The organism is Nocardiopsis oceani (genome assembly GCF_054777395.1).
The window spans coordinates 16,279-32,706 of sequence record NZ_BAAHAR010000062.1 but is presented as its reverse complement, the minus strand read 5'-3'; the positions used below and the strand labels follow the sequence as shown (position 1 = coordinate 32,706).

At 68.3% G+C, this 16,428-nt stretch carries 14 protein-coding genes and 1 pseudogene; 12 read left to right on the top strand and 3 right to left on the bottom strand.

All coding sequences use genetic code 11. The features are described from left to right. From ACYVDG_RS29350 to ACYVDG_RS29300, 11 genes and pseudogenes are all read left to right on the top strand, one after another. Positions 1–101, top strand: a pseudogene (locus tag ACYVDG_RS29350) (IS982 family transposase); the annotation flags it as partial. Between the two features lie 164 nt (positions 102–265). Continuing rightward, entirely contained in the window at positions 266–673 is a 408-nt protein-coding gene (locus ACYVDG_RS29345; RefSeq protein ID WP_460761693.1) for a YccF domain-containing protein, read from the top strand. Between the two features lie 70 nt (positions 674–743). Beyond that, entirely contained in the window at positions 744–2,054 is a 1,311-nt protein-coding gene (locus ACYVDG_RS29340; protein WP_460761690.1) for an AI-2E family transporter, read from the top strand. 214 nt (positions 2,055–2,268) lie between these two features. After that, entirely contained in the window at positions 2,269–3,867 is a 1,599-nt protein-coding gene (locus ACYVDG_RS29335) for an ABC-F family ATP-binding cassette domain-containing protein (RefSeq protein ID WP_460761687.1), read from the top strand. 223 nt (positions 3,868–4,090) lie between these two features. Continuing rightward, entirely contained in the window at positions 4,091–4,297 is a 207-nt protein-coding gene (locus tag ACYVDG_RS29330) for a helix-turn-helix domain-containing protein (RefSeq protein WP_460761684.1), read from the top strand. A 71-nt stretch (positions 4,298–4,368) separates the two neighbouring features. After that, complete coding sequence (locus ACYVDG_RS29325; protein ID WP_460761681.1) at positions 4,369–5,211, top strand: enoyl-CoA hydratase/isomerase family protein; 843 nt, start codon at positions 4,369–4,371, stop codon at positions 5,209–5,211. A 353-nt stretch (positions 5,212–5,564) separates the two neighbouring features. After that, complete coding sequence (locus ACYVDG_RS29320) at positions 5,565–7,079, top strand: DEAD/DEAH box helicase (RefSeq protein ID WP_460761676.1); 1,515 nt, start codon at positions 5,565–5,567, stop codon at positions 7,077–7,079. A 203-nt stretch (positions 7,080–7,282) separates the two neighbouring features. Further along, positions 7,283–8,881, top strand: coding sequence for an alanine/glycine:cation symporter family protein (locus ACYVDG_RS29315; protein ID WP_460761673.1), 1,599 nt, complete (start codon positions 7,283–7,285; stop codon positions 8,879–8,881). Positions 8,882–9,024: 143 nt separating this feature from the next. After that, a complete protein-coding gene (locus tag ACYVDG_RS29310; RefSeq protein ID WP_460761670.1) occupies positions 9,025–10,107 on the top strand; it encodes a permease in 1,083 nt (360 codons plus the stop codon). Then, entirely contained in the window at positions 10,104–10,976 is an 873-nt protein-coding gene (locus ACYVDG_RS29305) for a TIGR03943 family putative permease subunit (RefSeq protein WP_460761665.1), read from the top strand. The genes ACYVDG_RS29310 and ACYVDG_RS29305 overlap by 4 nt, the downstream gene beginning before the upstream one ends. A 111-nt stretch (positions 10,977–11,087) precedes the next feature. Continuing rightward, entirely contained in the window at positions 11,088–12,500 is a 1,413-nt protein-coding gene (locus ACYVDG_RS29300) for a sensor histidine kinase (RefSeq protein ID WP_460761660.1), read from the top strand. A gap of 144 nt (positions 12,501–12,644) precedes the next feature. On the opposite strand, the gene ACYVDG_RS29295 is transcribed toward ACYVDG_RS29300, so the two are convergent. Then, positions 12,645–12,815, bottom strand: coding sequence for a helix-turn-helix domain-containing protein (locus ACYVDG_RS29295; protein WP_460761655.1), 171 nt, complete (start codon positions 12,813–12,815; stop codon positions 12,645–12,647). A gap of 138 nt (positions 12,816–12,953) precedes the next feature. Here ACYVDG_RS29295 and ACYVDG_RS29290 point away from each other — a divergent pair, with 138 nt between their 5' ends. Next, complete coding sequence (locus ACYVDG_RS29290) at positions 12,954–13,712, top strand: TVP38/TMEM64 family protein (RefSeq protein ID WP_460761652.1); 759 nt, start codon at positions 12,954–12,956, stop codon at positions 13,710–13,712. A 19-nt stretch (positions 13,713–13,731) separates the two neighbouring features. Here the strand turns inward: ACYVDG_RS29290 and ACYVDG_RS29285 are convergent, their stop codons facing one another. Together ACYVDG_RS29285 and ACYVDG_RS29280 are read right to left on the bottom strand one after the other, a co-directional pair. After that, positions 13,732–15,045 carry an ABC transporter substrate-binding protein gene (locus ACYVDG_RS29285; protein ID WP_460761647.1) on the bottom strand — a complete coding sequence of 438 codons (1,314 nt, stop codon included), beginning with the start codon at positions 15,043–15,045 and terminating at the stop codon, positions 13,732–13,734. 286 nt (positions 15,046–15,331) lie between these two features. Next, positions 15,332–16,255 carry a LysR family transcriptional regulator gene (locus ACYVDG_RS29280; protein ID WP_460761643.1) on the bottom strand — a complete coding sequence of 308 codons (924 nt, stop codon included), beginning with the start codon at positions 16,253–16,255 and terminating at the stop codon, positions 15,332–15,334. Positions 16,256–16,428: the final 173 nt, after the last annotated feature.

The following is a 16,428-nucleotide window of genomic DNA, read 5'->3' as shown; positions in this document are numbered from 1 at the left end:
CCCGTACCGCACAGCGCCTGCTGGCCATGGCCGCGGCGATCTGGCACAACTGGGAGACCAACGCCCCCGTCAAGCGGTCCCTGATCGCCTACGACCACTGAAGACATCGGACTCAATCATCTAGGGGAAGGGCCAGGGAAGAAGTGGGGAACAGGTCATGGTGTGTGGGCGTCCCAGACGATAGAAAACAGGATGCGCTCGTTTCGGCTCCGCCGGACGAACGCGCGCCCATCCCACTCGGGACCGAAGCAAGGAGACGAACACCGTGGCCCTCTTGCGGCTCATCCTGAACATCATCTGGATCTTCGTGGCCGGATTCTGGCTGGCGATCGGCTATGTCATCGCCGGGATCATCTGCTGCATCCTCATCGTGACGATCCCCTTCGGTATCGCCTCCTTCCGCATGGCCAGCTACGCGATCTGGCCCTTCGGGCGCGACCTCGTGCGCCGCCCCGGTGCCGGTGGCGGTACGACCGTCATGAACGTCATCTGGCTGATCGTCGCAGGCTGGTGGCTCACCATCGGCCACATCGTCACCGCGTTCGGTCTGGCGATCACCATCATCGGCCTGCCGATGGCCTGGGCCTCCCTCAAGATGATCCCCGTGGCCCTGGCGCCCTTCGGCAACGAGATCGTGCACAGCGGACGCCCGCGGGAACCCTGGCAGTTCTGACAGTGTTGTCCCCCGCGGTTCGCGAGAACCCTGACCCCCAGACGTGCATCCCCCGGAGAATGGAGTACATGTGCAAGCCCAGCGGCCGGGAGTGTGGGCGCTCCTGAACAAGTGGCTCAGCGCCCGCAGAGCTCGTGCCGAGCGCCTTGCCCAGCTTGAGGCGCAAGAGGCTGAGGAGCAGGCGGAACCGGAGGCCGAGAAGGAGGCCGAACCGGACGACGACCTGGGCGCCGGTGACCTGCTGCGGGTTGTCAGCGACGTCGCCTGGCGGGTCCTCCTCGTCGGTGTGGTCGCCGGTCTGCTCGTCTACGCGGCCATCTACCTGTCGATCGTCACCCTGCCGGTCATCATCGCGGTCTTCATCACCGCGCTCCTCATGCCCCTGGCCAACTGGTTCCGGCGCAGGGGACTGGGTCGCGGCCTGTCCACCGCAGCCACGGTCCTCACCGGTATGGCCGTGCTCAGCGGTGTGGTCACGCTGGTCGTCCAACCGGCCATCCAGGGTTTCGACGGGTTGGTGCGGAGCGTCTCCCGGGCGGTGACGCAACTCCAGGAAATCGAAGTCCCCTTCGGGCTCGACCCGGCACTCTTCGCCGAGATGATCGACAACGCCTGGGAGCAGATCCAGGGGATCATCACTGACAACACCGACCAGTTGCTCACCGGGGCCTGGACCGCCGGCGCGGCCGTGGTCCAGATCCTCATCAGCCTGGTGCTGATCATCGCGCTGACCGTGTACTTCCTGCACTCCGGAGACAAGCTCGTCGACTGGTTCGTCACCCTGCTGCCCTCCAAGTCCCGTCCGGGCCTGCGCCACGCCAGCAACGTTGCTTACGGGGTGATGGGCCGGTACGTGCGCGGAGTGGCCATGGTCGGTGTCATCGACGCGGTCGGCATCGGCATCGTCCTGCTCATCTTCCTGGACCCGAACCTCGCGATCCCCCTGATCGTGCTCACGTTCGTCGGCGCGTTCCTGCCGGTCATCGGTGCCTTCCTCACCGGCCTACTCGCGGCGCTGGTCGCTTTGGTGACTGAGGGTCCGGTGATCGCCCTCGTCATCGTGGCCGCAGTGGTCGTGGTGCAGCAGGCCGAGAGCAGCATCTTCGCGCCGCGCATCTACGGGCAGGCGCTGGAACTGCCCTCGCCGATCGTCCTGATCGCCATCACCGCGGGCGGCATACTGGGCAACATCGTCGGGATGTTCCTGGCCACCCCGATCGCCGCTGTGCTCGCGGCGCTGCTCCGCAACCGGCCTCCGTCGCACACCAACGAAGAGCACGAGGAACAGGGTGACGACAAGCGGTCGCCGTCCGGCAAGGAGGCGGCCGCTGTCGTGGTCGTCGCGCCCTCCTCGGAGAAGGACGGACCCGACAAGGAGTGACCTCATACCGGGTCCGTGTACCCGGGGAATGCGCCGTGCCCCCGCCCCCGTTGTGTGGGTCGGGGGCACGCCCGTGTCCGGGACCGGCCGACGGAAAACCCCTCGCTCCACCCCACGGCCGTGCCGTTAGGCTGGGTCGGTCTGTCTGAAGGCCCCGTGCCCCGACGACCCAGCCGCGACAAACCCTTCGACCACCTTTGAGGATGCCCCACCCATGTTGATCGCCACCGACCTCGAACTGCGCGTCGGACCTCGACTCCTGCTGGAGCCGACGACCTTCCGTATCGCCTCGGGGGACCGGATCGGACTGGTCGGCCGCAACGGTGCGGGCAAGACCACCATGACCAAGGTGCTGGCGGGTGAGGGCGTGCCCACCTGCGGCACGGTGACCAGCTCGGGCAGTATCGGCTACCTGCCGCAGGATCCCCGGACCGGTGACCTCGACGTGATCGCCAAGGACCGGGTGCTGTCCGCTCGCGGTATCGACGAGGCGCTCAACGGTCTGCGCGAGGCCGAGAAGAAGATGACCAGCGACCACGAGAAGACCCGTAACAAGGGTGTGCGTGCTTACGCCCGCTGGGAGGAGCGCCTCCACGTGCTGGGCGGGTACGCGGCCGAGTCCGAGGCCGCCGCCATCGCCTCCAGCCTGGGCCTGCCGGACAAGGTCCTGTCCCAGCCTCTGCACACGCTCTCCGGTGGTCAGCGCCGACGGATCGAGCTGGCCCGGATCCTGTTCAGCGGCGCGGACACCCTGCTGCTGGACGAGCCGACCAACCACCTGGACGCCGACTCCATCGTGTGGCTGCGCGAGTTCCTCAAGTCCCACCAGGGCGGGCTCATCGTGATCAGCCACGATGTGGAACTCGTCGAGCACGTGGTCAACAAGGTGTTCTACCTGGACGCCAACCGCAGCGTCATCGACATCTACAACATGGGCTGGAAGCTCTACCAGACCCAGCGGGAGGCCGACGAGCGCCGTCGGCGCAGGGAGCTGGCCAACGCCGAGAAGCAGGCTGACACCCTGCGCAAGCAGGCCGACAAGTTCCGGGCCAAGGCCACCAAGGCGCGCGCCGCACAGCAGATGCTCAACCGTGCCGACAAGCTTATGGACGGGGTCTCCGGGGTCCGCAAGTCCGACAAGGTCGCCAAGCTGCGATTCCCGGACCCGGCTCCGAGCGGTCGCACACCGCTGATGGCTGAGGGGCTGTCCAAGTCCTACGGCTCCTTGGAGATCTTCTCCGGTGTGGACCTGGCCATCGATCGGGGTAGCCGCGTGGTGATCCTGGGTCTGAACGGTGCGGGCAAGACGACGCTGCTGCGCCTGCTGGGCGGGGTCGAGGATCCAGACACCGGTGATGTCCTCCCAGGCCACGGGCTCAAGCTCGGCTACTACGCCCAGGAGCACGAGACCCTGGACGTGGAGCGGAGCGTCCTCGAGAACATGATGAGCGCGGCACCCGACCTCCCCGAGGTCGAGGCCCGCAAGACCCTGGGTTCGTTCCTGTTCACCGGGGACGACGTGGCCAAGCCCGCCGGGGTGCTCTCCGGCGGTGAGAAGACGCGCCTCGCCCTGGCCACCCTGGTGGTTTCCAGCGCCAACGTCCTCCTGCTCGACGAGCCCACGAACAACCTGGACCCGGCCAGCCGCGAGGAGATCCTGGGCGCCCTGCGCAACTACAAGGGCGCGATCGTCCTGGTGACACACGACGAGGGCGCGGTCGAGGCGCTACAGCCCGAGCGCGTCATCATGCTGCCCGACGGTGTCGAGGACGTGTGGAACGCCGAGTTCGAAGACCTCATCGCCCTCGCTTGAGGGGTTCCTGCTCGAGGTGGGCTGTGTGACCACGGTGCGGGGGTGGACGTCCAGAATGCTGGGAGGTTCACCCCCCTCCTTTTCGGTTGGGGTTAATGTCCCTCCGAAACCGGGGTCGGTCGGCGTGGCGTCCGGTGAATGTGGCGGTGTGTGAGGGCGATGTCCGATCATTGTCCGTGCCGGACCAGTAGGGATGCCGGTCATCGTCTATGGGGAGAGAACTGTGAGTGACGCCTTGAGAAAGGGCGCCCGGGTTTCGGGTGCGGACCGCTCCGAGCTGGCAGCGCAGCTGAAGAGTCGGTACGACGCGGGTGAGAGCATCCGGGCCCTGGCGGCCGCGACCGGCCGTTCCTACGGTTTCGTGCACCGTCTGCTCGGCGAGGCCGGGGTGGAGCTGCGCGGACGCGGCGGGGCGACACGCAAAGCCTGATCCCGGTAGCACCCATGGTGTTACTGGCCAGTAGGGTCGGTGCATCGCCAACCGATGTGACGGAGGAACCCATGGCACAGGCATCGGCGGAGTCCGGGAAACTGGACTTGCCCACCGAGGCGGAGCTGACCCGGGCCGGCTTGAAGCTCGCGGTGGAGGGTGCGGTTGCGCGCATCACCATCAGTCGACCCGAGCGGCGCAACGCGATGACCGGGCGCACCTGGACGACCCTGGCCCACATCGGCCAGGCGCTCCCCGGCGATGTCCGAATCGTCGTCATTGCCGGAGACGGTGACATCTTCTCCGCGGGTATCGACCTCAACATGTTCACCCCCGAGGGGGTCGAGGGCGAGCGCTCTATCGTCGCCGGGATCGCCGACGGATCCTCGGACGAGGCCGACCTGGACTCCTACATCGACGAGCTCCAGCAGGGTTTCCGCTGGCTGCGCCGACCCGACCTGGTCACCATCGCCGCCGTCCGCGGTCACGCCATCGGCGCCGGCTTCCAGCTCGCGCTCTCCTGTGACCTGCGCATCCTCGCCGATGACGCCAAGTTCTGCATGAAGGAGCCCGCCCTTGGTCTGGTCCCGGACCTGACCGGAACCAAGCCCCTGGTGGACATCGTCGGCGTACACCGTGCCACCGAGATCTGCCTGACCGCGCGCAAGGTCGGAGCCGAGGAGTCCCGCGACCTCGGACTGGCCACTCTGGTCGTCGGGACCGATGAGCTCGACGGCGCGGTGGACGACGCCGTCGCGGGCCTGTTGGCGACCAACCCCGACGCCGCAGTCGCGACCAAGGCGCTCCTCCAGGAGGCCGTCGGCAACACGCTCGACGAGCAGTGCGCCGCCGAGCGCAAGGCGCAGGCGGGCCGTTTGGCCGCGCTGGCCAAGAGCATGGCCCCGGGCGCCTGACCTCGGCACACCACACGGGGCGGGGTGGGGAGATCCGTATCACCGGCGAAAAGCGCCCATCCCGTCCCCGTCCTTCGAGGATCTCTAGTACGCTGCTGCAAGCGGTCGTTCGACAGCCGCGCGCATCCGGGCGCGCCGGGCCGCCAAGACGCGGAGAGCGTGTCGACCCAGTCGGCGTCACTCTTAACCCGAAGAGCACACGAGCCCCACATGCATCGGGGCCGCTTCCGCGTGTGATCAGGCGCGTTTGTGTGATTTCTTCGCTGGGTCCGCTGTGGCCGTGTGGAGCCTTCCTCGAAACGCTGCCAAACGATGAGGAAGGTACACGTCACTTGACGACGGACACTGCCGTAATGCCCGCTTTCGACAGCCTGGGTCTTCCCAAGGACGTTGTCGGTGAGCTGGCGAAGAACGGTGTGACCAACCCGTTCCCGATCCAGGCTGCGACCATCCCCGACGCCATCGAGGGCCGCGACGTCCTCGGCTGCGGTCGTACCGGATCGGGCAAGACCCTGGCTTTCGGCCTGCCGGTCCTGATGCGCTGCTCCGAGCGCCGTGCCGCCGCCAGCCGCCCCCGTGCGCTGGTCCTGGTGCCCACCCGAGAGCTCGCGCACCAGGTGCGCGACGCGTTCCGCACCTACGCCCGCGTTCTGGGCGTCAAGGTCGGCGACGTCGTGGGCGGTAGCTCCTACACCCGCCAGATCAACGAACTGCGCCGCGGTGTCGACGTCCTCGTCGCCACGCCGGGCCGCCTCACCGACCTCATCGACCAGGGCGCCTGCGACCTGGGCGACGTCGAGATCTCGGTGCTGGACGAGGCCGACCAGATGTGCGACATGGGCTTCATGCCGCAGGTCAGTGAGCTTCTCGACCAGGTGCACCCCGACGGCCAGACCCTGCTGTTCTCGGCGACGCTCGACGGTGACGTCGACAAGCTCGTCCGCCGGTACATGAAGAACCCGCAGACCCACTCCGTGGACCCGCCGGTCTCGCAGGTCACCACCATGGAGCACCACCTGCTCAAGGTGCTGCCCCGCGACAAGAACAAGATCGTCGCCCAGATCGCCGCGCGCGAGGGCCGCACCCTGCTGTTCGTGCGCAGCAAGTACCGCGCCGACACCATCAGCGAGCAGCTGGCGGAGGCGGGCGTTCCCAGCTCCTCCCTGCACGGCGGCAAGACCCAGAGCGTGCGCACCCGCACCCTGGCCAAGTTCCGTGAGGGTAAGATCCAGGCCCTGGTCGCCACCGACGTCGCCGCCCGCGGCATCCACGTCGACGGCATCGACCTGGTCGTCAACATCGACCTGCCCACCGGGCACAAGGACTACCTGCACCGCGGTGGCCGTACTGCCCGAGCCGGTTCCTCGGGCGCCGTCGTGTCCCTGGTCGCTCCGAACCAGCGCCGTATGGCCCGCCGTCTGATCAACGACGCCGGTGTCGACGCCAAGCAGCACCTGGTCAACCCCGGTGACGAGCTCCTCTCCGAGGTGACCGGAGCCAAGGAGCCCAGCTGGGAGCCGTGGATCGAGCCCCCGGAGCCCGAGCGTCCCCGTCGCGGCCGTGGCGGTCCCCGTCGCGGTGGTTACCGCGGCGGTGGCGGTGGTGGTTACCGCGGCGGCGGTGGCGGCTACCGCGGCCGCCGGAACGACCGCGGTGACGGAGGCTACCGTGGCGACCGCGGTGACGGCGGCTACCGCGGTGACCGCCGCAACGACCGCGGTGACGGCGGCTACCGAGGCGAGGGTGGCGGCGGCTACCGCGGCGGCGACCGTCGCGGCGGTGGCGGTTACCGTGGCGGCGACTCCCGTGGCGGCTACCGCGGCGGCCCCCGTCGCAACGACCGCTACAACTCCGCTCCGCAGAGCTAGCGATACCTGAGGTCCGGCGCACCTGAGCGCGGGACACCAGACCCCGAGGCGGGTCCGACTCCGGTCGGGCCCGCCTCGTCAACGTTTACGGTCCTTTACTGCCCCTTCGCATGTCCCAGGTGGCCGAAACCCGGTCCGACGAGGACAGTAGCCGGAAACCCCGATGTCGCACTCGGGACCACACGCCGCCTGAAGGGGAACGCGTGACCGTCCTCAACAACGTCCTGGTCGCCCTGAACGACGTCTTCTGGACCTTCTTTCTTATCCCGCTCCTGGTCGTACTGGCCCTCTACTTCACCGTGCGCTCGGGGTTCGTCCAGATTCGGCTCCTACCGGAGATGTTCCGGGTCCTGCGCAGCAGTCCCGGCACGGCGCCCGACGGCGGAAAGGAGATCTCCTCCTTCCAGGCGTTCGCGCTCTCGGCGGCCTCCCGCGTGGGCACCGGCAACATCGTCGGTGTCACTCTGGCGATCATGCTGGGCGGCCCGGGCGCCGTGTTCTGGATGTGGCTGATGGCCGCGGTTCTCGGGGCGGCGTCGTTCGTGGAGTCCACCCTCGCCCAGCTGTACAAGGTGCGCACCAGTACCGGTTTCCGAGGCGGCCCGGCCTACTACATGCTCTACGGCCTCAACCGCCGGTGGATGGGTGTGCTCTTCGCGGTGGTCATCACCGTGACCTTCAGCTTGGTCTTCAACTCGGTGCAGGCCAACAGTATCGCGGGGGCTATCGGCACCACGGTGGGCGAGTTCGGCGGTCCCACGGGCCTGGCCCTGAACGCGGTGGTCGGCCTCGCCCTGGCCGCCCTCACCGCGGCGGTCATCTTCGGCGGTGTCCGCCGTATCGCGCACGTCGCCCAGGGCTTGGTCCCGTTGATGGCTATCCTCTACATCCTGCTCGGGGTCGCCGTCGTCATCGTCAACATCGAGTCCGTGCCCGGGGTCTTCGCCAGCATCTTCGCCCACGCCTTCGGAATCCGCGAGGTCGCCGCGGGCGGTGTGGGCACCGCGATCCTCTGGGGTCTGCGGCGCGGCATGTTCTCCAACGAGGCCGGCCTCGGTTCGGCACCCAACGCCGGTGCGACCGCGTCCGTCTCCCACCCCGCCAAGCAGGGCCTGGTCCAGACCCTGGGGGTGTACTTCGACACCTGGCTCGTCTGCTCGGTGACCGCGTTCATCGTGCTCCTGTACGGCACGGAGTTCGCCCCGGGCCAAGAGGCCATCGTGGTCGCCCAGCTGGCCCTCCAGAACTCGTTGGGTGCCTGGTCGATCCATGCCCTCACGATCATCCTGTTCCTGCTGGCCTGGACCTCCGTGCTGGGTAACTACTATTACGGTGAGTCCAACCTCCAGTTCATGGACGCCAGCCCGAAGCACATGACCTACTTCCGCTCCGCGGTCCTGGTCGCGGTCTTCATCGGCTGCGTGGCCCCGCTGACCGTGGTCTGGAGCTTCGCCGACATCACCATGGGCGTGATGGCCACCGTCAACCTCTTGGCCCTGGCGCCGCTCTCGAGGGTGGCCTTCCGGCTCCTGGCCGACTACAGTCGGCAGCTGCGCAACGGTCTGGACCCGCAGTTCAACCTGGCCAAGATGCCGGACTTGCAGAACGTGTACTGCTGGGGCGAGGCCGGCGGTCCGCTCCCCGACGACGTGGACCGGGCCGAGGGACCCCCGGTCGGTGACCCGGAGCCCCAGGAGGCCCCGATGGTCGACGGCGGCGAGGGGTTGCACGAACCGGAATGGCACCAGGGCCACGGCGAAGAGGGGCCGGAGACCGGTCGCGGCGACGGGCGGGACTCCTGAACCCCTTGACGGCCCGGGAACGGGTACGCTGGGGCGCACTTTTGTGCGTGGTCCTGTCCACAGCTTGGCTGGAGGCGCGCAAACGATAATGATTTTCGGTTACTATTTGGGGAGATCCCAACCGAACCCGACGGAGTACCCCTGTGTCCGAACGGATGACACCGGCGCGCGGCTCCGCGCCCCACAGTTCCACCTCGCTCGGCGACTCCTTCGGCGGTGGCTGGGACGACCGCGGAGACGAATTGCCCCCTGCCGAATGGGGGCGGCGCAACAGCTCGCGCAGAACCGGAACGGTATGGCTGTTCGCCCTCTTCATCACGCTGATGGCGATGGCCCACGCCTGGTTCTCCGATGAGCTGACCAGCGAGGCCTTCCTGGCCTGGGCCACCATCTTCACCGCCATCAGCATGCAGGCGATGCCCTTCCTGGTCTTCGGTGTGGCCCTGTCCGCGGGACTCGTCGCGTTCGTTCCGGCCTCCGTGTACCGGAAGTTCATCCCGAACAAGCCTGGCCGGGCGGTTCCGGTGGCCGGTGCGTCCGGTGCCGTCCTACCGGGCTGCGAGTGCGCCTCGGTGCCCATCGCGGGGAGTCTGATCAAGCGCGGTGTCGCCCCGGCGGCGGCGCTCACCTTCCTGCTGGCGGCGCCCTCCATCAACCCGATCGTCATGATCGCCACCGCGGTGGCCTTCGCGGGGCAACCGGAGATGGTCTTGGCCCGGTTCGTGGCCTCGTTGCTGGCGTCCGTGGTCATCGGTTGGATCTGGGTGCGCTTCGGCAAGGCCGACTGGTTGCGCCTGCCGTCGCGGACCCACGCCCCGGGGACCTCCAAACTGAAGGTCTTCCGCGAGTCGATGCTGCACGACATGATGCACGCGGGCGGTTACCTGGTCGTCGGTGCGCTCGCGGCCGCCACCCTCAACGTGATGGTGCCCCGCTCGTGGCTGCTGGCCGTGGCCGAGGCACCGATCATCTCGGTGCTGGTGCTCGCCCTGCTGGCGATCCTGCTCTCGATCTGCTCGGAGGCCGACGCCTTCGTCGCGGTGAGCCTGACCGATTTCTCGCCCACCGCCAAGCTCGCGTTCATGGTCATCGGTCCGATCGTGGACCTCAAGCTCATCGCTATGCAGGCCGGTGTGTTCGGCTGGCGCTTCGTCGCCCGCTTCGCGCCGATCTGTCTCGTGGTCGGGCTGCTCAGTACGTTCCTGATCGGAGCTCTGATCTTTTGAACCGCATCGCTCAGGGACTCACGCTCGTCCTGCTCGGCGCCGCCGCGCTGACCAGTACGGTCCCCACCGACCTGTACCTGAACTGGGTCAAGGCCGCGTTCGGCCCGTTCCTGATCGCCGCCGGCGTGATCATGGTCGTGCTCGGAGTCCTGGTGATCATGGCCGAGCTGCGGGGCGAGGAACTAGCGATGGTCGAGGAGGACGCGGTCCCGGAGGGGGCGGCCCACCCAGCTCAGGAGGGCGCCTCCGAGGCCGGGGCGGACGCCGATGCCCCGGGCCGCAGCGCCCTCGACCAGGCCGTTTCCGACTACGGGGGGCGTCAGACCTCGGACGACGGTCACGGGCACGACCACTCGAGTGCTCCCAAGGTGGCCTGGCTGCTCCTGCTTCCGGTGCTGGCCGTGTTCGTCATCGCACCGCCGGCGCTCGGCTCCTACTCGGTGGAGAGCACCGGCTCGTCCGGGCCGCCGCCGCGGGACGAGCGCAACTCCTCCCAGTTCAGCGACGGCCTGGAGGACGCCGCTCCGGGAGAGGTCGTGGAGCTCGGCATCCAGCAGTTCGTCATGCGGGCCTGGGTGGACGAGGAGCGGGAGCTCTCCGGCCGGGACATCAAGCTCACCGGTTTCTCCGTCCCCAACGAGGACGGGGACGGCTGGTACCTGGCCAGGCTCCAGATGGCTTGTTGCGCCGCGGACGCGGTCGTCAACAAGGTCCTCATCACCGACCACCCGGAACCGGAGGCCGACACCTGGTGGGAGGTCACCGGCACCTGGGTGGAGCCTGAGGGAGACCTGTACGACGCCGCGGAGCACGAGATCGCGACCTCCTCGGTCGTGGAGGTGACCAACCCGCCGGACCCCTACGAGTAACCGGGTTCAGCCGAAAAGGGCTGGTTGGGACCTTGTTCCCGTTCGTGCTGTTCGGCCGCCACACCGGGGGCAATTCGCCGGTTTACTGTCGCGCTGGGTGACAATGGGCGGGTGGGAGAACGGTATGAGCGGCTCCGGAGATCATGGCGCGCACTGCGGCCACGCTCCATCCGTGCCCGGGTCACCGCCGGGGCTGTCGCTATGCTCGCCGTTGTCGTCAGTCTCCTCCTCGCGCTCTCCTTCGTGGTGATCCGACAGGTGGCCCTCGATCAGGTGCGGGACCTCGCGGCTGACGGGGCGCGCCAGGTTGTCGACCAGATCGTGACGGAACGTTACGAGGGGCCGATCCCGTCCACCGGAGCCGTCATCCAGCGCCTCCAGGTGGTCGACAGGCAGACCCATGAGGTCCTGGCCGCGAGCGAGCCCATGCGCGGCCTTCCGGCGCTGACCGACGAGACCCCCGAAGAGGGCGACATCCGCTTCGACACCACGCTGTGCGGAGCGATCGCGGGAGAGAGCCCCAGGGAGTGCTTTCAAGTGGTGGGGTACTCCGTCAGCGACTCGGCCTACGGGGACGTGGTCGTCCTCGGGGCCGCGCGGACCCCGCAGCTGCTGGTCACCAACGCTCTGGAATCCGTGCTGGTCGGACTCTCGCTACTCCTGGTCAGCGGCACGGCCCTGATCATCTGGTACGGGGTCGGCAGGGCCCTGCGCCCGGTGGAGGAGATCAGTGCCGAGATGGACCGGATCACCATGAGCGACCTGCACCGCAGGCTGCCCGTGCCCAAGAGCGATGACGAGATCGCCCACCTGGCCCGTACCGCCAACGCCAGCCTCGTCCGGCTCGAGGAGGCCGTCGGCCGACAGCGCCGGTTCGTCTCCGACGCCTCCCATGAGCTGCGCAACCCCATCGCCGGGATGCGCACGAAACTGGAGGTCGAACTCTCCGACCCCGAGCCCGACCCGCGTGCCAGGGAGAGGACCCTGAACGGGTTGCTGTCCGACACCGAGCGGTTGGAGAACATCGTCTCCGACCTGTTGGAACTGGCTCGTCTGGACAACGACATGGCGCTGACGCGCGAACGCGTGGACCTCACCGCCTTCGTGAAGCAGGAGTTCACCGACCGGCACAGGCGTCCCGAACTGCGCGTGCACGCGTCCGGCCCGGTGTACGCGGTCGTCAACCGGCTCCGGCTCGTTCGGGTCCTGACCAACCTGGTGGCCAACGCCGAACGCCACGCGAACAGCCGCATCGACATCATCGTCCAACGCGAGGACGGCGCCTCAGTGGTGGAGGTCCATGACGACGGAGCGGGGATCCCGGTCGAGGACCGCGAACGCGTCTTCGAGCGCTTCGCACGGCTGCCGGAGTCGAAGGAGCGCGACCCCGGGGGGAGCGGTTTGGGCCTGGCCATCTCCCGGGAGATCGTGCGCGCCTACGGCGGGAGCCTCGTCGCCCGGCACAGCGATCTGCTCGGTGGTGCCGAGTTCCTCCTGCACATCCCGGACAGGGATGCCCCTTGACTTCCTCCCTCTGCTGAAATGAGAGGGATTCCGACCAGACCGGGGTCTGGTGGCGCTGTCCGCCTCGCGGCGGCAGCAGGTTCCTGCTTCGCAGACATGGCTACCCAGAGGTCTCGGCAGGCTGGCACGGTTCACCGTAAACGGTTAGTCCATCCGCGCTTCTCGGTGTTCTTGGCCGCGTTTCCACCGGTCCATGATGTGGCGGCGCTGGTCCAGGGCGGTGTTCCACACCGCCCGGCAGATAGCGTCGTACTCGGCGCACTGGCGGGCCTGGGCGTCGGTGAGCGCGAGCCGGTAGCGGAATCCCGTCAGCACAGCACACACCTCCCCTCGATCCTGGAGGGGACCGTAGCGGGAGGGTGTGACATTTCTGCGCGGGGGCGGTGATCCCCGCTCTGAAGGGGCGGGGTCTGCACCGCCAAAAACCGGATAACACGCCCTACCCTGGGTGGAATGGGGGAGAAGAAGGCAGGTTGGGTCGGGCGCGCGGCGCTGCTCGCCGGGTGGTTGCTGCTGGTGCTCTGGGCCGTGCTGAGCGGACTCGACCTGGAGACCGTCCGGTCCTGGACCGATGATGCGGGTCTGGGCGGTTCCCTCGTGTACCTGGCCTCCTACACCTTGGCCGTCCAGGCGATGGTGCCCCGCCCCGCGCTCAACATCGCGGGGGGACTGTTCTTCGGCCTGGCCCTTGGCGTGGTCCTTGCCCTGATCGGTGGGGTTCTCGCCGCCTTGGCCCAGTTCGTCGTGGCCCGGCACGTGGCGAGGGACGCGGTCTCGCGCAGGCTGCCGGAGCGAGTCCGGGGCAGGCTGGAGGGTCTGGCCGGCGGCCGCGCGCTGTTGGCGGTGGTGCAGTTGCGGCTGATACCGGTCCTCCCCTACCAGGTGGTCAACTACGGGTTCGGGCTGACCGGGATGCGGGTGATGCCCTTCGTGCTCGGAACCGCGATCGGGTCGCTGCCCACTACGGTCGCGCTGGTCCTGGTGGGGGCCGGCGGGGCCGATGTCGGGTTCCAGGTCGCGCTGGGGACCGGTGCCGTGGCCGTGGTCATCGGCGTGGGCTGGTGGCTGTACTCCCGCCGTTCGACGGTCGGGCGTTCGGCGGCGGGGAACCCGGCCACTGAGCCTGGAGAGGCCGGGCCTTCGGAGAACGGGCCCTCGGAGGACCGGCCCGCAGAGCCGGGGCGTTCGGAGAGCGGGCGGGCGCGGGGCTGAGCCCCGCGCCCGCCGTCCCTCACTCGGTGCCGTCGTACAGGTCGACCTCTTCGGGGTCGGGCCGGTCCAGGTCGAAGGGCAGGATGTCCCCGCCGTCGCTGTCGGTCACCCGGGGTTCCTGGAGGACGTCGGGCTCCTCGCCGGCGTTGTTCTGGACCACCATCACACCCGAGTAGCCGCTGTGGTCCTCTTCGGTGGCCACGAAGGGCACCAAGCCCGGCCCGTCCCACTCATGGGCGTGCAGGGTGTCGATGAGGGTCTCGCGGTCCAGGTCGGGGCCGACTTCCATGAGGAGCTGGGCGAAGAGGGTGGCCTGCACCATGCCGTACACCGTGGTGTCGGTGAAGGGAGCGCCCTCGTTGTACTCGTCGTGGAGCTCGCGGTAGAACTCGGTCCACGGGTCGTCGGGCTGGGCCACCATCGGCAGGAACGCGGTGATGATCAGACCGTCGAGGAAGGCTTCCGGCGGTACGTCCTCCGCGGGGGTGCCCTCGGCGTACTCGGAGATGAGCTCGGTGACGACCTCGACGTCGCCGCCGAAGCTGGGGGCCACCCACTGGGGCTCGTAGCCGATGGACTGGGCCTGGAGGACGGCCAGGCCCAGGAAGGCGGGGATGCAGTAGCACACCGCGACGTCGGCGCCGGACTCCTTCAGTTCGGCGATCTGGCCGTCGAGTTCGGGGACGCCGGGGTCGTAGGACTCCCAGGCGACGATCTCGTCCATCAGGTACTGCTCGATACCAGCGTGGGAGGCGGGGCCGACGTCGTCGTTCTGGTAGAGCAGGCCGACGTCGTCACCGGAGAAGTTGTCCGCGATGTAGGACCCCTGGACCTTGGCCTCCTTGGAGTAGTCCACCTGGAACCCGTAGCTGAGGGGGTACTCGTCGGGCTGGTCCCATTCCAGTGCGCCGGAGGAGACGAAGAGGTCGGGGACGCCCTCGTCGTTGAGGTCGTCGATGATCGCCTCGTGGGTGGGGGTGCCCAGACCGCCGAGCATCGCGAAGATCTCGTCGTCGTTGATGAGGGTGCGGGACGCTTCCATCGTTTGGGCGGGGTCGAAGCTGTCGTCCTCCACCCGGTAGTCGATCTGGCGGCCGTGGATGCCGCCGTTCTCGTTGATGTAGTCGAACACGGCACTGGCACCGGTGGAGACGTGTTCGAAACCGGGGGATGCGGCCCCGGTGAGCGGCTGGTGGGTTCCGATGACCACGCTGTCGTCGGTGACCCCCATCGTGGCGTTCTTCCCCGTGTCGCCCGCCGATTCGGGGTCGCCGCAGGAGGCGGCGAGAACCGCGACGGCGAGCGCCGACGCGCTGATTCTCAGTGATCGCATGGTGAAGTCCTGAACTCGGTTGTGCCTTCGCAGCGGGAGGCCTGGTATTCGGCCCGTGAGGGAAAGCGGCTTCGTAGCTCGGGAGAGGTATCGGGGGGCGGGTGCGCCTACTCGCTAGTACGTTACCGGTTGGTAAACATCATACGAGCGCTGTTCATTACTGCAACCTCCGGTAACGCCCAATGGTGTGACCGGTGTGGGTGCGGGGGCTCAGTACTCGGGCCGGTTCTCGAAGTCCCGGCCGGTTCTCCGTCCCTGGGCTGCGCCTCAAGGCCAGGGCCCGGGTTCAGGTCGTGGTCGGCGCGGGCTCCCCGCCGGTCGGCGCCCGGCCCAGGATCTCCCGTGCCAGGTGGGCGATACGGTCCGAGGCCTGGTGTACGGCACTGTCCCGGCGCCAGACCAGGAGATGGCGGAGTTGTATCGGGGCGCCGTCCAGCTGGCGCACCACAACGTCCTGGCCGGAGTCGAAGTCCGACTGGCACGGGGCGATAGCCCGCCGGTCGGCGATGAGGTCGCGGATCTCGGAGCGTTCGTAGAGGCGGTAGGGGACTTCAGGGCTGAAACCCGCCCGTTGGCAGGCCAGGTAGAAGCATTCGGGCCAGCCGGTGCCGTCCGGCGGCGTCAGGGCCCAGGAGTACCCGGCCAGGTCCTCCAGACGTATGAACGGCTTCTCCGCGAGGGGGTGGTGGGCCCACAGTGCGACGTGCAGCGGGTCCACCGCGAGCATCGCCCAGGCGAGCGGGCCGTCCGTGGGCAGGTCGCGGTCCACGTAGTCGATGGTCGTACCCATGTCGAGACGGCCGGCCCGGACCAGGTCGGTGACCAGCTTGGGCGAGTACTCGGTGCGGACGTGGACCGGCACGTTGGGGAAGATCTCGGGCATGCGCGCCGACAGTTCCACGGTGAGCGGGCCGATGCCGCCCACCCTCAGCGTGCTTGGAGAGGCCCCGCGCGCGGTGATGTCGTGCAGGAGGTCGTCCATGGACAGCAGGACCGCCCGCGCGCGGACGAGGACGAACTCGCCGAGCTCGGTCGGTCGCACCCCCGAACGCCCGCGTTCGAACAGCTGCCCGCCGACCTCGCGTTCGATCCGCTGCAACTGGGTGGTGAGCGCGGGCTGAGAGGTGGAGAGCGCCGCGGCCGCCCTGGTCACGCTGCCGGTGTCAGCCAGGAGGCAGATCGTACGGAGGTGGCGGAGTTCGAGGTCCATGCGTGGAATCTAAGGCGCAGAGGGCCCTTGTGTACAGACGTGCGTGCCAGAACGGATGCGATGCACATCCCGTCCAGTGGTCCGGGTTCAAGCGCCGCCGCTGTCCAGGGTGAAGGTCGATCGGGCGGGGTGGTGGGATACAGTGCCGTCGGTCACCATATAGTTGGACGACC

Bases quoted from the DNA above. Each gene is read 5' to 3' on its own strand.
- ACYVDG_RS29280 (WP_460761643.1), bottom strand. From the start codon at position 16,255: ATGGACCTCGAACTCCGCCACCTCCGTACGATCTGCCTCCTGGCTGAC.
- ACYVDG_RS29325 (WP_460761681.1), top strand. From the start codon at position 4,369: ATGGCACAGGCATCGGCGGAGTCCGGGAAACTGGACTTGCCCACCGAG.
- ACYVDG_RS29320 (WP_460761676.1), top strand. From the start codon at position 5,565: ATGCCCGCTTTCGACAGCCTGGGTCTTCCCAAGGACGTTGTCGGTGAG.
- ACYVDG_RS29290 (WP_460761652.1), top strand. From the start codon at position 12,954: ATGGGGGAGAAGAAGGCAGGTTGGGTCGGGCGCGCGGCGCTGCTCGCC.
- ACYVDG_RS29335 (WP_460761687.1), top strand. From the start codon at position 2,269: ATGTTGATCGCCACCGACCTCGAACTGCGCGTCGGACCTCGACTCCTG.
- ACYVDG_RS29285 (WP_460761647.1), bottom strand. From the start codon at position 15,045: ATGCGATCACTGAGAATCAGCGCGTCGGCGCTCGCCGTCGCGGTTCTC.